General features: G+C 62.3%; 14 protein-coding genes. 5 read left to right on the top strand and 9 right to left on the bottom strand.

Annotation, left to right across the window (positions count from 1 at the left end; genetic code table 11):
* Window positions 1-12 precede the first annotated feature (12 nt).
* Genes EIC84_RS22000 through EIC84_RS21985 form a run of 4 tightly spaced genes read left to right on the top strand, consistent with a single transcriptional unit; the run spans window position 13 to window position 1,745 of the window.
* Window positions 13-381 carry a hypothetical protein gene (locus EIC84_RS22000; protein WP_003065886.1) on the top strand — a complete coding sequence of 123 codons (369 nt, stop codon included), beginning with the start codon at window positions 13-15 and terminating at the stop codon, window positions 379-381.
* Window positions 378-869, top strand: coding sequence for a low molecular weight protein-tyrosine-phosphatase (locus EIC84_RS21995; RefSeq protein ID WP_003065884.1), 492 nt, complete (start codon window positions 378-380; stop codon window positions 867-869). The genes EIC84_RS22000 and EIC84_RS21995 overlap by 4 nt, the downstream gene beginning before the upstream one ends.
* 12 nt (window positions 870-881) lie before the next feature.
* Complete coding sequence (locus EIC84_RS21990; protein WP_034362134.1) at window positions 882-1,418, top strand: CbrC family protein; 537 nt, start codon at window positions 882-884, stop codon at window positions 1,416-1,418.
* Window positions 1,419-1,421: 3 nt separating this feature from the next.
* A complete protein-coding gene (locus EIC84_RS21985; protein WP_003065880.1) occupies window positions 1,422-1,745 on the top strand; it encodes a hypothetical protein in 324 nt (107 codons plus the stop codon).
* 22 nt (window positions 1,746-1,767) lie between these two features.
* On the opposite strand, the gene EIC84_RS26560 is transcribed toward EIC84_RS21985, so the two are convergent.
* From EIC84_RS26560 to EIC84_RS21965, 5 genes are all read right to left on the bottom strand, one after another.
* Window positions 1,768-1,902: a hypothetical protein gene (locus EIC84_RS26560; RefSeq protein WP_003065878.1), complete on the bottom strand. Its 135-nt coding sequence runs from the start codon at window positions 1,900-1,902 to the stop codon at window positions 1,768-1,770.
* A 100-nt stretch (window positions 1,903-2,002) separates the two neighbouring features.
* Entirely contained in the window at window positions 2,003-3,091 is a 1,089-nt protein-coding gene (hppD, locus tag EIC84_RS21980; RefSeq protein WP_003065874.1) for a 4-hydroxyphenylpyruvate dioxygenase, read from the bottom strand.
* A 41-nt stretch (window positions 3,092-3,132) separates the two neighbouring features.
* Complete coding sequence (locus EIC84_RS21975; protein WP_003065871.1) at window positions 3,133-3,513, bottom strand: RidA family protein; 381 nt, start codon at window positions 3,511-3,513, stop codon at window positions 3,133-3,135.
* A gap of 153 nt (window positions 3,514-3,666) precedes the next feature.
* Window positions 3,667-5,067 (bottom strand): amino acid permease, encoded by a 1,401-nt coding sequence (locus EIC84_RS21970; RefSeq protein ID WP_003065869.1) that lies wholly within the window; start codon window positions 5,065-5,067, stop codon window positions 3,667-3,669.
* Between the two features lie 48 nt (window positions 5,068-5,115).
* Complete coding sequence (locus tag EIC84_RS21965; protein WP_003065867.1) at window positions 5,116-6,441, bottom strand: FAD-binding oxidoreductase; 1,326 nt, start codon at window positions 6,439-6,441, stop codon at window positions 5,116-5,118.
* Between the two features lie 228 nt (window positions 6,442-6,669).
* On the opposite strand from EIC84_RS21965, the gene EIC84_RS21960 reads away from it, so the two are divergent.
* Window positions 6,670-7,305, top strand: a complete 636-nt coding sequence (locus tag EIC84_RS21960; protein ID WP_003065865.1) for a TetR/AcrR family transcriptional regulator — start codon at window positions 6,670-6,672, stop codon at window positions 7,303-7,305.
* Window positions 7,306-7,418: 113 nt separating this feature from the next.
* Here the strand turns inward: EIC84_RS21960 and EIC84_RS21955 are convergent, their stop codons facing one another.
* From EIC84_RS21955 to EIC84_RS21940, 4 genes are all read right to left on the bottom strand, one after another.
* A complete protein-coding gene (locus EIC84_RS21955; RefSeq protein ID WP_192810449.1) occupies window positions 7,419-8,348 on the bottom strand; it encodes a DMT family transporter in 930 nt (309 codons plus the stop codon).
* A gap of 129 nt (window positions 8,349-8,477) precedes the next feature.
* Window positions 8,478-8,717, bottom strand: coding sequence for a formate dehydrogenase subunit delta (locus EIC84_RS21950; protein WP_003065861.1), 240 nt, complete (start codon window positions 8,715-8,717; stop codon window positions 8,478-8,480).
* Complete coding sequence (gene fdhF / locus EIC84_RS21945) at window positions 8,717-11,632, bottom strand: formate dehydrogenase subunit alpha (protein ID WP_003065859.1); 2,916 nt, start codon at window positions 11,630-11,632, stop codon at window positions 8,717-8,719. Before fdhF ends, EIC84_RS21950 begins: the two co-directional genes overlap by 1 nt.
* A gap of 10 nt (window positions 11,633-11,642) precedes the next feature.
* Window positions 11,643-13,808 carry a formate dehydrogenase subunit gamma gene (locus EIC84_RS21940; RefSeq protein ID WP_003065855.1) on the bottom strand — a complete coding sequence of 722 codons (2,166 nt, stop codon included), beginning with the start codon at window positions 13,806-13,808 and terminating at the stop codon, window positions 11,643-11,645.
* Window positions 13,809-13,938 lie beyond the last annotated feature (130 nt).

The raw sequence follows: 13,938 nt of genomic DNA, 5'->3' as shown, positions 1-13,938 counted from the left end.
ACCATCTGCCCTATGCCGTCAGACAAGCCCTCCAGCCTTGAAGAGATTCAGGCGTCGATTGCCAAACTCAGAGTCACCGAACAGCAGCTCGAAGCCACCGCGCAGAAGTACGAAAGCAAGATGCAGAGTTCGAGGAAATGGAACTATCTTGCTGTCGCCATGGCCGTGGTGGTCTGCGCCGTCGCATGGCTCAACCAGGCCTCGCCCTGGCTGCGCTGGGGTGTCCTGCCCGTGGTGCTTTTCATGGTGCTGTTCTTCGAAGGCATGCGTCGCCTGCTGGGCGTGACCATGCAAAGCAGCATGCGCCAGCTCAAGACCCAGATCCGCACACTGGAAACCAGGATGGCCGAAGTACAAGCCACAGTGAAAGATCAGCCATGACTGCCGCCAAACCCGTTCGCGTTCTCATGGTCTGCACCGGAAACATCTGCCGCAGTCCCACTGCCCACGGCGTGCTGGAAAAAATGGTGGCGGATGCGGGTCTTCAGCATCTGGTGCAAGTGGACTCCGCCGGCACGCACGGCTATCACGTAGGGGAGGCTCCCGATGCCCGTAGCCAGCAACATGCGCGCCGCCGGGGCTATGACCTCAGCCGACAGCGTGCGCGGCAGCTGACGAAGCAGGATTTCGACGCTTTCGACCTGGTACTGGTGATGGACAGCGCCAACGAAGTCGCTGCGCGCCGCATCGCCACACCCGCCCAGCAGCAGCGCATGAAGCTGCTGACCGACTACTGCCAGCGCTTTGACGAGCGCGAAGTGCCCGATCCCTACTATGGCGGCGACAGCGGCTTCGAGCATGTGCTCGATCTGGTGGAAGATGCCTGCCGAAATCTGCTGCAAAACATCGTCCAGAATCGCCAGACCTGAATGGACCTCTCCATGGATTTGCCGAAATTCCGACTCAGCCCCAATGCCTATGCACTGGATCTGTTTGTGGCTGAAAGCGGTACCTGCTCCTGCTGTGGCCAGGCGCGTGAGCTCAAGTACAACAGCTCGTTTTACAGCCGCGAAGAGCCGGACTATCTCTGCCCCTGGTGTATTGCCGACGGCAGCGCGGCCAAACACTATGAGGGCGAATTCAACGACTACCTGGGCATTGAAGGCGTGAGCGCCGATCCCGACGAGCCTGACAGCATCGTCATGGATCACGTGCTGCTGGAAGTCTGCGAACGCACGCCCAGCTATCACAGCTGGCAACAGGAGCAGTGGCTGGTGCATTGCAACCAGCCCTGTGCCTTTCTTGGCTATACCGATTACGCCGAAATCCAGACCCTGCAGGCCGAGTTGCAAGCCGATATAGCCAACATGCCGGAGCGCTATCTGCAGGCCATCAGCAAGACCGGTGATCCGGTGGGCGGCTACCTGTTTCGCTGCGTGAAATGCGGCATGCATCGGCTGCACACCGATTGCACCTGAGGCATGAACACGGACATCATGCAGGTGGAGTTCAGCCACCATATCGACGCCAGCGAAGCTGATGCCGAAGGCTTTTACGAGTACTACTACGAGTACGACATCTACCGCTTTACGCTGGGCGGCCTGAGTCTTGTGGTGCGCAGCTATAGCGATACCTGGGAGCAAGCCAGCGTGCTGCGACTGGAAGAAGCCGGCAAGTCACGCCCGCTGCAGCCCAAGGATCTGAAAATGCCTCTTGTCCAACAGGCGCGGGAGCATCTGCAAAGCCTGGGCAAGCAGGAACTGCGCTGGTTCAACCCCAGGCACGCGCGCTACGACCCGCTTTGAGCAAGCCGCTGAAGCGCTCAGGCTACGGCGCACCCACCGCCAGTTCATGGCGGCCGCAGACACCAGGCACCGTAGCGCCCGGAAAATGCAAGCCTTCGGAAAGCGCCTGGCGCAGGGCCTGGCGCTCTTGCCGCGTGGCCCGCATCAGTCGATACATGTCCGCATGGTCGATGAGGCCGGTGGTGCGCAGTCCAGCCCCTAGTTGCCGATCGAGCCGCTGTCGCCCACCGTACGAAAGCGGTCGATCTTCATGGTGCTCACTCCTTGGCGGTTTCGAGCACGCCGCGGTTGATCTGGTCGCGTTCCATGGACTCGAACAGCGCCTTGAAATTGCCCTCACCAAAGCCTTCGCGGTAGTTTCCCTTGCGCTCGATGAACTCGAAGAACACGGGGCCCAACAGCGGCTCGGAGAAGATCTGCAACAGCAGGCGTGGCTGGCCGCCTTCGGTGGTGCCATCCAGCAAGATGCCACGCGACTGCAACTCGCCCACGGGCTGGCCGTGGCCGGGGAGGCGCTTGGCAAGGTTCTCGTAATAGATGTCGTTGGGGGCAGTCAGCAGCGGAATGCCAGCCATCTGCAAGCTGTCGATGGCCGTGGGCAGGTCTTCGCACAGCAGCGCGATGTGCTGTATGCCCTCGCCATTGAACTTCATCAGGAATTCCTCGATCTGACCACCGCCCTGCTTGGCTTCCTCGTTCAGAGGAATGCGGATCAGGCCGTCAGGCGCAGTCATGGCCTTGGAGGTCAGGCCCGTGTACTCGCCCTGGATGTCGAAGTAGCGGATTTCCTGGAAGTTGAACAGCTTGTTGTAGAAGTCGGCCCAGTAGGCCATGCGGCCGCGGTAGACGTTGTGCGTGAGGTGATCGACGACCTGGAAACCGTGGCCCTTGGGATTGCGGTCCACACCGGGCAGAAACTCGAAGTCGATGTCGTAGATGGACTTGCCGTCTTCGTAGCGGTCGATCAGGTACAGCGGCGCACCACCGATACCCTTGATGGCGGGCAGGCGCAGTTCCATGGGGCCGGTGGGAATGTCCACGGGCTGGGCGCCCAGCTCCAGCGCGCGCTTGTAGGCCTTGTGCGCATCCTTGACACGGAAAGCCAGGCCGCAGGCACTGGGACCGTGCTCGGCCGTGAAATAGGCTGCCTGACTCCTGGGCTCGCGGTTGATGATGAAATTGATGCCGCCCTGGCGATACAGCACCACGTCCTTGGAGCGATGCTTGGCCACCAGCGTGAAGCCCAGCTTCTCGAACAGCGGCTCCAGCACGCCGTCTGCAGGCGAGGCGAACTCGACGAACTCAAAGCCGCACAGGCCCATGGGGTTTTCAAACAAATCGGTCATGAGGAGGTTTCCTGAAAAAAATGAAGTTGATGATGGCGCGATCAGGCAGTTTTATCCAGCGCCTGGACTTCGATCTCAACGCCAACGCCAAAAACCAGCTGGGCCTGCACCAGGCTGCGCACCGGGTAACGGCCTTCCTTGAAATAGCTTGCATAGACCTTGTTGAAGGCATCGAAATGAGCCAGGTCGCTGAGCCAGATATTGGCCTTCACCACATCGTCCAGCGAGCTGCCCACAGCCTCCAGCCGCGCCGCGATGGCCTTGAGCACGGCATGTGTCTGCTCTTCGATGGGGCCGGTGAGCGGGCGCTTGTCCTCGCCGAAGGGGATCTGCCCCGACAGCATCAGAAGGCCGCCTGCGCGGACTGCGGAAGAGAAGGGCATGCCGCCGGGCGCGGGATAAAAGGTTGCAGTGGAGTTCATCGAAGTGCTCTCAAGGTTCAGGGGTTACAACAGGCTGGCGCCAAGGTCTGCGCAAGCCCTCATTCACACGACTTACGCAAATCAGGTTCGGACAAGAGCTTTTCCTCAAAAAACAGTCCTGGCGCATCCTTGTTTGCGTAAGTCCTCATTCAATCAAACCGCAGTCTGCACCAGCCGGACGGGCTGGCGAAACACCATGCGGTACATGGCATAGACCGCCAGCACCCACACCGGAATGGCATAGGCAGAGGCACGTACTCCGGGGGTGAGCAGCATCACGACCACCACCAGCGCCATGGCCGCCAGACAGATGTAGTTGGTCAGCGGGAACAGCGGCGCCTTGAAGCTGCGCTGCGTGCCCTTGGCATCATGCAGCTTGCGGTAGTTCAGGTGCGAAATGATGATGATGGTCCAGATGATCACCAACGCCGCCGTGATCAACGAGATCAGCAACTCGATCACGCCGGCAGGCGCCACATAGTTCAGCACCACGCAGAAGGCAGTGACGATGCCGGGGTAAACGATGGCCTTCACGGGCACACCACGTTTGTTGACTTCAGCCAGCGACTTCGGTGCGTTTCCTTCCTGGGCCATGCCATACAGCAGACGGCTGGAGCTGTAGACCATGCTGTTGTAGACCGACAGCGTAGCAGTGAGGATCACGAAATTCAGCATATGCGCGGCCAGGTGCTCGCCCATGCCCGAGAACACCAGCACAAAGGGACTGCTGCTGTAGGTGCCGCCACCGGCCTTGAGCTGGGCCACCAGATCAGTCCAGGGCGTCAGCGACAGCAGCACGGCCATCGATCCCACATAGAACAGCAGCACGCGCACCATGAGCTGGTTGATCGCCTTGGGGATGACCTTGCGCGGCTCTTCGGTTTCTGCAGCGGCAAAGCCCAGCATTTCCACGCCGCCGAAGGCGAACATGATGAAGGCAAAGGCCATGAACAGACCCTTAAAGCCGTTCGGCAGGAAACCACCTTGCGTCCACAGGTTGCTGATCGTCTGCGTGGGGTTGTGCGTGGTGGACAGCAGGTAGATGCCCGTGGCGATCATCGCCACCACGGCCACGATCTTGATCAGCGCGAACCAGAACTCAAACTCGCCATAGGCCTTGACGTTGATGAAGTTCACGCCGTTGATAAGCACAAAGCAAACGGCGGCCGTCACCCAGACCGGGATATCGGGCCACCAGAACTGGATGAACTTGCCCACGGCAGTCAACTCCAGCATGCCCACCAGCACATAGAGGGCCACGCAGTTCCAGCCCGACAGGAAACCGGCAAAGCGCCCCACGTAGCGGTTGGCGAAATAGCTGAACGAACCGGCAGAAGGCTCCTCGACCAGCATTTCGCCCAAGAAACGCATGATGAAGAAGATCAGCAGGCCGCCGATGGTATAGCCCAGCAGCACGCCAGGGCCGGCCAGCTCGATGATGCCGGCCGAGCCCAGAAACAGCCCGGTGCCTATGGTGCCGCCCAGCGCAATCAGCTGGATATGGCGGTTCTTGAGCTTGCGCTCCAGATGCCCGTTGGAGGAAGGGGTATGCATGGTTTGTCTCCTGTTATCTATATCTACCTATGCGGATCCGAAAAACGCTTACTGCTCGGCCCGGCCGCGCCACATATCCCATGCCAGCGTGAGTCCCACGCCGATGTCGCGCAGCGGGCGCGGCGGGATGTAGTTGGCAGTGCCCTCGACGAGGAAGTCGTCGATCAGCGGGTTCTTGCGTCCCAGCGCCAGGTCGGCGATCAGCATGCCGGCAGCGGTATGGCGCACGATGCCCGAGCCGTTGCAGCAGGACGCTGCCCAGGCGTTGTCGCCAATCCGGCCAAAGGCGGGCGCATGGTTGTGCGAGACCGCCAGCCAGCCCATCCAGAAATGCTCGAGTTCGATGGCCCCGAGCTGTGGAAAGCGGCGGCGCAACAGCGCCTGGTTCATGGCCCTGGCCTTGGCGCGGCGCCCGTCAGTGGTGCGCAGGCTGGGTGAATACTCGAACCCCTGGCGGATCATCAGCCGCCGGTCGTGCGTCAGCCGTACCGTGGAACCCGCCACGCCATGCGCGGGCGTCACACCCCAGGCGACATCCGTTCCCAGCTGGGCGATCTGGGCATCGCTGAGCGGGTGAGTGAGGCTGGCGAACAGCAGAATCGGTACCTGGCGCTCCTGGTAGACGCCGAATGACTGCGAGAACGCATTGACGGCCAGAATGGCCTTGCGCGCACGGATGCTGCCCTGGGCCGTGCGGACAAAGGGAGTCGCGCCTTCGAGCTTCGCCTCGATGACCGGCGAGTTCTCGAACAGCTGCACCTGGGACGGCAGGCTGTCGGCCAGACCACGCACCAGCGCCGCGGGATTCATGAGGCGCGTGCCCGGCGTGTAGACCGCTGCCGCGTAGTAATCGGTGCCTATGCGCTGGCGCAGCGCATCACGATCCAGATATTCATGGGACTCCTGCCAGGCATCCAGATTGCGTGCATAGGGCTTGAGCGACTTCTGCGCCACCTCCTCCGTCACTGCCACGTGGTAGCGGCCGCGCTTTTGCCAGCCACAGGAGATGCTGTGCTCAGTCACTGCCCGCTCCAGTGCATCCACGGCAAAGCGGTTGACGCGGATCACGCGGCGGCCCGCCTCGACCGCGGCGTCCGATGGCGCCGAGCTGTGCGGCAGATCGATCGCGAAGCCCGAGTTGCGGCCCGAGGCGTTCTCCCCCACCACGCCCGCATCCACCACGGCGATGGAAGCATCAGGTTGCTGTTGTGCCAGCTGGCGTGCTGCCGCCAGCCCCGCATAGCCGGCGCCCACGATGACCCAGTCCACCGCCACATCGCCCTGCAGCGGCGCCTTCGGCTGGCGAGTTCCCAGCAGCGCGCTCCATCCATTGGTGCGGTCGTCGGCGGGAAGGCGGTAAACAGAGCGTGACATGGCGGTTTCCAATAAGAGCCCTCGGAAGCTGACTCGCTCTCCAAGGTCGCTGATGAACAACAATGGAGGCGGAGTCTAAAACATAAAACATTAAACGTTTAATCTTTATTTATCATGGATTACCCGAGGGTGAAATTACCCAAGCAGGCCCATCCAGCCGTCAGTGCCGGAGCGTGTAGCATCTGGTGTGGTGCGTCATCGACGCCTTATGAATCACACACGCAGCCCATGAATCAAACAGGAAGCAAAACCGCCCCCCGCCGTACCCAGGCAGAACGCAGTCAGACCACTCAGCGCAAAATCATCAAATCCGCCATACGACTGCTACAGAAGGTTGGGTTTCAGCAGACCAATCTGCAGGAAATTGCGCGTGGTGCCAAAGTCACGCTGGGGGCGGTGCAGCACCAGTTCGGCAGCCGCCAGGCGCTGATGGAGCAGGTGGTCGATGAAATCATGGCGCCGCTGGCGGCTGCGGGCGCAGGCTGGCCCGAAGATGCCGCGCAGTTGCCGCTGGAGCCGCGCGCTCGCGAATTCGTGCGCAGGGCCTGGCAAAGCGTCTATGCCCAACCCAGCTATGTGGCGACCTGGAGCATGTTTTTCGGCTGCAAGAGCACACCGCTATTCGAGCGCATCAACGCGCACCGCTCCCAGCATGACCCCGCCTCCTTCGAACACTTCGTGGAGGTTTTCCCGGAAATCGCCGAGCGCCATCCTCAGCCCAGCCACTTTGCATCTGTGGTGTTTGCTGCGCTGCGAGGCCTGGCCGTCATGCGCCTGTTCGAGATAGACGATGCAGCAGCCGAACATCAGTTGGAGGTGATCTCCCAGATGATCGTGAACGCAGGCACGATCAACCAGGCTTGAGCCGCAGGCAGCAGCGGCTTTCGCACCCTGAACAAGCCAGGCCCATATCAGAAAAATCGGCTTGAAATGCTTTCTTGACAAGCGCTTTATGCTACCAAACATGAGGTACAACCTCAGGCTGTTGACCGACGCCCCCAGTTCATCACGGCTGTACCCAGCACCGCCATGGCACCGCCGAGCACCATGGAGCCCTCAATGCTCTCGCCCAGCAGCAGGGCAGAAAGCAGAACGCCGATCACCGGCACCAGCGTGATATAGCCCGAGGCCGCACCTGCGCCCAGCGATTTGACGCCCGCGAAGTACCAGGCATAAGCCAGGGCCGTGGAGCCATAGGCCATGAAGACCATGGCAGTCCAGGCAGTGCCGCTGGCCCGAAATGCCGAAACCAGCCCCTGCGGGCCTTCCAGCACCAGGCTGGCGGCCAGAAGCAGCAAGGCGCCAAAAATGGAAGTCACGGTGGTCGCAGCCAGCGCATCCACGCCTGCCAGCATGGCGCGGCCAATCAGCGTGTAGCAAACCCAGCAGGCCACGCAGCCCAGAATCAGCATCTCGCCCACCCCTACCGTTCCGTGGAGCAATTGCATGGGATCGCCATGCGAGATGACCACCACGGCGCCGCAGGCCGCCAACAACATGCCCAGCGCAATGGTGGCGTTGATGCGCTCCTTGAAAAGCCACACCGCAAACGCCAGCGTGACCACCGGATTGAGCGTGATGAGCAGCGCAGCCTTGCCCGCAGGCAGATGCTGCAGACCCGTGAGGAAAAAACTGGCGTAGCCGAACACCCCGGTCGCGCCTGCGGCAAACATGCCCAGCCAGGTCTTGACAGACCAGTGCCTGAGAGCACCCAGCCCGCCCGAGAAATACAGCCAGGGCAGCAACAGGGTCGCAGCCAGCAAAAAGCGCAGCGCCGACGCCGCCAGAGGCGGCATATTGAGCGCCAGAATGCGGCCTGCCGGCCAGGAAGCGCCCCACATCAGGGCCATGCCCAGAAGACGCAGATGCGCGCTCATCAAAGAGCTCTTGACGGATTCGGAAGTCATGAAGATGGCCAACAAAAAAAGCCGCGGCCATTCGATCGCGGGCAGCGGCTCAGATCAGGGGTCTGCAGACCCAATATACCCGCAACACATTCCGGATGGATGCATGCCGCTACCGTCTGGCGCACTGTGCTATGCCTGCACAGGCCTCAGCAACGCGGCATGCTTGTGCAAGGCATCGCGCACCAGAGGCCGCAGCTGCGCAGCCTCCGAAGGCTCATTCAAAGCCGCCAGAATGCGAAGCCTCATGCGCGGCTCCCAGAACTTCTGGATATGCTGGGCCACACCGTCGAGCGCCTCGTCATGCTCTGGCATGGCCTCGAAGAACTCGGCTATGCGATTGACCATACGGATCAGGTTGTTCACATCCATCACTGACTTCCCATCTCCAGCTGGGCTGCGGCCAGATGACCGAGCTGCTGGTCGTTGAAACGCCTGTAGCCCTGCTGCCAGCTTGAAGGCTGCGCCACAGGCAATACCTGCACGGCCGTCACCTTGTACTCGGGGCAGTTGGTGGCCCAGTCCGAACTGTCGGTGGTGATCACATTCGCGCCCGACTCGGGGAAATGGAAGGTGGTGTAGACCACGCCGGGCTGTATGCGCTCTGTCACCGTGGCGCGCAGCACCGTCTGGCCGGCGCGGCTTTCAATGCCCACCCAGTCGCCATCGCGGATGCCACGGTCCTGTGCGTCATGTGGATGAATCTCGAGCCTGTCCTCGCCATGCCACTGGCTGTTGGCCGTGCGCCGCGTCTGTGCCCCCACGTTGTACTGCGAGAGAATGCGCCCCGTGGTCAGCAGCAGCGGAAAGCGCTGCGTGACCTTTTCATCGGTGGCCACGTACTGGGTGATGATGAAGCGGCCCTTGCCACGCACAAATCTATCCTGGTGCATGATGGCCGTGCCCGCCTCTTCGGTGCCCTCGTTGCAGGGCCACTGCACGCTGCCCAGGCGCTCTATCTTCTCGTAGCTCACGCCCGCGAAAGTCGGGGTCAGGGCCGCGATCTCGGCCATGATTTCACGCGGATGGCCGTAGTTCATGGGATAGCCCAGCGCCTTGGACAAAAGCTGCGTCACCTCCCAGTCGGCATAGCCGGCCAGCGGCTGCATGAGCTGGGTCACGCGCGAGATGCGACGCTCGGCATTGGTGAAGGTGCCGTCTTTCTCCATGAAGGACGATCCGGGCAGGAACACATGGGCGTACTTGGCGGTTTCGTTGAGGAAGATATCCTGCACCACCACGCATTCCATGGCCGACAGCGCTGCCGTCACATGCTGGGTGTTCGGGTCGGACTGCACGATGTCCTCGCCCTCGCAGTACAGGCCCAAGAAGCTGCCTTCCAGCGCGGCCTCGAACATATTGGGAATGCGCAAGCCCGGCTCGGGACTGAGCTTCACGCCCCAGGCGCCTTCAAATTCGGCTCTAGTGATGCTGTCCGAGATATGGCGATAGCCCGGCAGCTCATGCGGAAAGCTACCCATGTCGCAGGAGCCCTGGACATTGTTCTGCCCGCGCAAGGGATTAACGCCCACGCCTTCGCGCCCCACATTGCCCGTGGCCATGGCCAGATTGGCAATGCCCATGACCATGGTCGATCCCTGGGCATGCTCGGTCACGCCCAGGCCGTAGTAGATGGCGGAGTTGACCTGCCTTCCCTGCGGATGATCCGCACTGCCCAATGCATACAGCCGCGCCGCACCACGCACCAGCTCGGGAGCCACGCCGGTGATGTCGGCCGTGGCCTCGGGCGAGTTCTCGGGCCTAGCGACGAACTCCTTCCATTGCGCAAAGGACTTGGCGTCGCAGCGCTCGTCGATATAGGCATCGGCCAGCCAATCCTCGGTGACGATCACATGGGCCAGCGCCGTGATCATGGCCACATTGGTACCGGGCTTCAGCTGCAGGTGGTAGTCGGCCTTGACATGGGGCGAGCTGACGAGCTCAATCTCGCGCGGGTCGATCACGATCAGGCCAGCGCCGGCACGCCGGGAGTCGCCACGCAGCCGCTTTTTCATGCGCGAGCCGAACACCGGATGCGCCGCCGTGGGATTGGCGCCTATCACCATGATCACATCGGAGTGCTCGACCGACTTGAAGGTCTGAGTGCCTGCCGATGTGCCATAGGTCTGGCCCAGGCCATAGCCCGTGGGCGAGTGACAGACACGCGCACAGGTATCGACATTGTTGTTGCCGAAGGCCGCGCGGATCAGCTTCTGCACCAGATAAGTTTCCTCGTTGGTGCAGCGCGACGAGGTGATGCCGCCAATCGAGTCCCTGCCATGCTTGGCCTGGATGCGGCGGAATTCGCTGGCCGCATGGCCTATCGCCTCCTCCCAGCTCACTTCGCGCCAGGGGTCGGTGATCTTGGCGCGGATCATGGGTTGGGTGATGCGGTCCTTGTGCGTGGCATAGCCCCAGGCAAAACGCCCCTTGACGCAGGCATGGCCTTCGTTGGCCTTGCCGTCCTTCCAGGGCACCATGCGCACCACCTGCTCGCCCTTCATCTCGGCCTTGAAGCCGCAGCCCACGCCGCAGTAGGCGCAAGTCGTGATCTCGCTGTGCTCGCTCTGCCCCAGCTCGACCACGGTCTTTTCCTGCAGCGTGGCCGTGGGACAGGCCTGCACGCAGGCGCCGCAGCTCACACAGTCGCTGGCCATGAAGCCGTCGCCCTGACCTGCTGTGATGCGAGACTCGAAACCGCGTCCGCTGATCGTCAGCGCAAACGTGCCCTGCGTTTCCTCGCAGGCGCGCACGCAGCGATTGCAGACAATGCACTTGCTGGGGTCGTAGTTGAAATACGGGTTGGAGGTATCGACCTCGGCCCTGGCTTCGCCCTTGAAGTGGTTGGCTCCATCCATGCCATAGCGCACCTCGCGCAGGCCAACCACTCCGGCCATGTCCTGCAACTCGCAGTCGCCGTTGGACGAACAGGTCAGGCAATCGAGCGGGTGGTCGGAGATATAGAGCTCCATCACGCCCTTGCGCAGCTCCTGCAGCTGAGGGCTCTGGGTGCGCACCTTCATGCCCGCTTCGGCAGGTGTGGTGCAGGACGCAGGAAAGCCCTTGCGCCCCTCGATCTGCACCAGACACAGCCGGCAGGAACCAAAGGGCTCCAGCGAATCCGTGGCACAGAGCTTGGGCACCTTGATGCCGCCATCGACAGCGGCGCGCATCAGTGATGTGCCCTTGGGCACGGTGACCTCGCGGGCGTCGATATGCAACGTGACCAGTTCCTCGGACAGGCTGGCAGGCGTTCCGCAATCGGTGTTCTTCAGATGTTCCAGCATGGCTCTCTCCTCAGGCGGGGTTCACGGTCTGCACGAGCCCGATACCGAAATCGGCCGGGTAGTGCTGCAGCGCAGAGCGCACCGGATAGGGGGTCATGCCGCCCATGGCACACAAGCTGCCATGCTGCATGGTGTCGCACAGGCTCTCGAGCAGCGCCACATTGGCCGCATGCTCGGCGCCGCCTTGACGCGTGATGCGGTCTATCACCTCCACTCCCCGCGTGGAGCCGATGCGGCAGGGCGTGCATTTGCCGCAGGACTCGATGGCGCAGAACTCCATGGCATAGCGCGCCAACTGCGCCATATCGGCGCTGTCGTCATGCACGACCAGACCGCCATGGCCGACCACATTGCCCTTGGCGGCATAGGCTTCGTAGTCCAGCGGATCATCCCAGTTCTCGGGCGCCACATAGCTGCCCAGCGGGCCGCCAACCTGAATGGCCTTGATGGGCCGACCGCTGGCCGTGCCGCCGCCAAAGTCCTCCACCAGCTCGCGCAGCGTGAGGCCGAAAGCTTTTTCCACCAGCCCGCCACGCGCGATATTGCCGGCCAGCTGGAACGGCAGCGTGCCGCGCGAGCGGCCCATGCCATAGCCCTGATAGAAGGCCGCGCCCCTGGCCAGGATGATGGGTACGGTCGCCAGCGTGATCACATTGTTGATGACCGTGGGCTTGCCGAACAGGCCTTCGATCGCGGGCAGCGGCGGCTTGGCGCGCACAATGCCGCGCTTGCCTTCGATGCTCTCCAGCATGGCGGTCTCTTCGCCGCAGACATAGCTGCCAGCCCCCTTGCGCACCTGCAGATAAAACGCCTTGCCGCTGCCGGCCACATTGGCGCCCAGCCAGCCCGCGGCACTGGCGCGTGCAATCGCCTCGTTCAGCACCGCAATCGCGTGCGGATATTCACTGCGCACATAGATATAGCCCTGAGTCGCACCCACGGCCAGACCAGCGATCGCCATACCCTCGATCAGGCAGAACGGGTCGCCCTCCATCAGCAGACGGTCGGCGAACGTGCCCGAATCGCCTTCGTCAGCATTGCAGGCAATGTACTTCTGCGGCCCTGTTCCCGCACTTTCTGCAGCCGCAACGGTCTTCCATTTGATCCCCGCCGGAAATGCCGCCCCGCCGCGACCGCGCAGGCCGGAGTCCAGCACCTGCTGGACGATGGCTTCGGGCGCCATGGCCGCAGCGGCCCTGAGGCCTTGCCAGCCGCCATGGGCCTCGTAGTCCTGCAGGCTCAGCGGATCGATGATGCCCACGCGTGCAAAAGTCAGACGTTCCTGCCGTGCCAGATAAGGCATCTGTTCGGTCAGCCCATGGCATAGCGCATGGGACTGGCCCTGCAGCATGCCGGCGTCCAGCAGACCCGGCACGTCAGCCGCCTGAACCGGGCCGTAGGCCACGCGGCCCTGTGCAGTCTCAATCTCGACCAGGGTCTCCAGCCACAGCAAGCCGCGCGAGCCGTTGCGTACCAGCTCCACCGCCAGGCCTCGCGCCTCGCACTCGCGCTGCAGCGCCTGGGCCACCGCATCCGCGCCCACGGCCAGGGCCGCGGCATCGCGCGGCACATAGATGCGCGTGGCAGCAACAGCTTCATTTTCAATAGCTGCTTGCGCTTCATCTGCCTTGGTTTCAAGTCGTTTTTGCTGTATTTCCTCCAGCAGGGCATCGAGCCGGTCCGCAGTCATCCGCGCATGGACTTCGCTCTCGTCGACCATCACGGCCGGCGACTGGGCGCATAGCCCCAGGCAGTAAACAGGCTCCAGCGTCACGCTGCCATCGGCGCTCGTGCCATGGGCCTGGCAGCCCAGCGTCGCCTGCGCATGGGCAAACAGTGCATCGCCACCACGCGACTTGCAGGCTTCGGCCCGGCAGATCTGGATCAGCGTCCTGCCATGCGGCTGCTCGCGCAAATGCGGGTAATAGCTGACAACACCATGGACCTCGGCACGCGAAAGATTCAGGGCCTCGGCAATGACTGGCACGGCTGCACGCGGGATAAAGCCCAGCGCATTTTGCAGAGAGTGCAGCAGCTCGATCAGGGAACCGGGGCGCGATGCATGCTTGGCAATGGCGTGCTCGACGGCTTCGCGTTCATGGCCACCGAGTGCGGAACCGGCACTGGCGGCTCCGTCGAAGGTGATGGGAATGATCTTCCCTTGAATGGCTGGCATGGGTGTCCCAACTGGCTTTCATTGTGGAAGCGGCGCGGTCTGTTCCGCAGACGCTTTGTCTCTCCTGCCATTTCAAGCCCTGACCGGCAAGCCGTCAAATTCATATTCCTGATTGCACCATTCAATGCGC

The organism is Comamonas sp. A23, assembly GCF_004522605.1.
GTDB classification, from domain to species: Bacteria; Pseudomonadota; Gammaproteobacteria; order Burkholderiales; family Burkholderiaceae_C; genus Comamonas; species Comamonas thiooxydans.
Note: the sequence above shows the minus strand (reverse complement) of the source record. Positions and strands in the feature narration are given on the sequence as shown.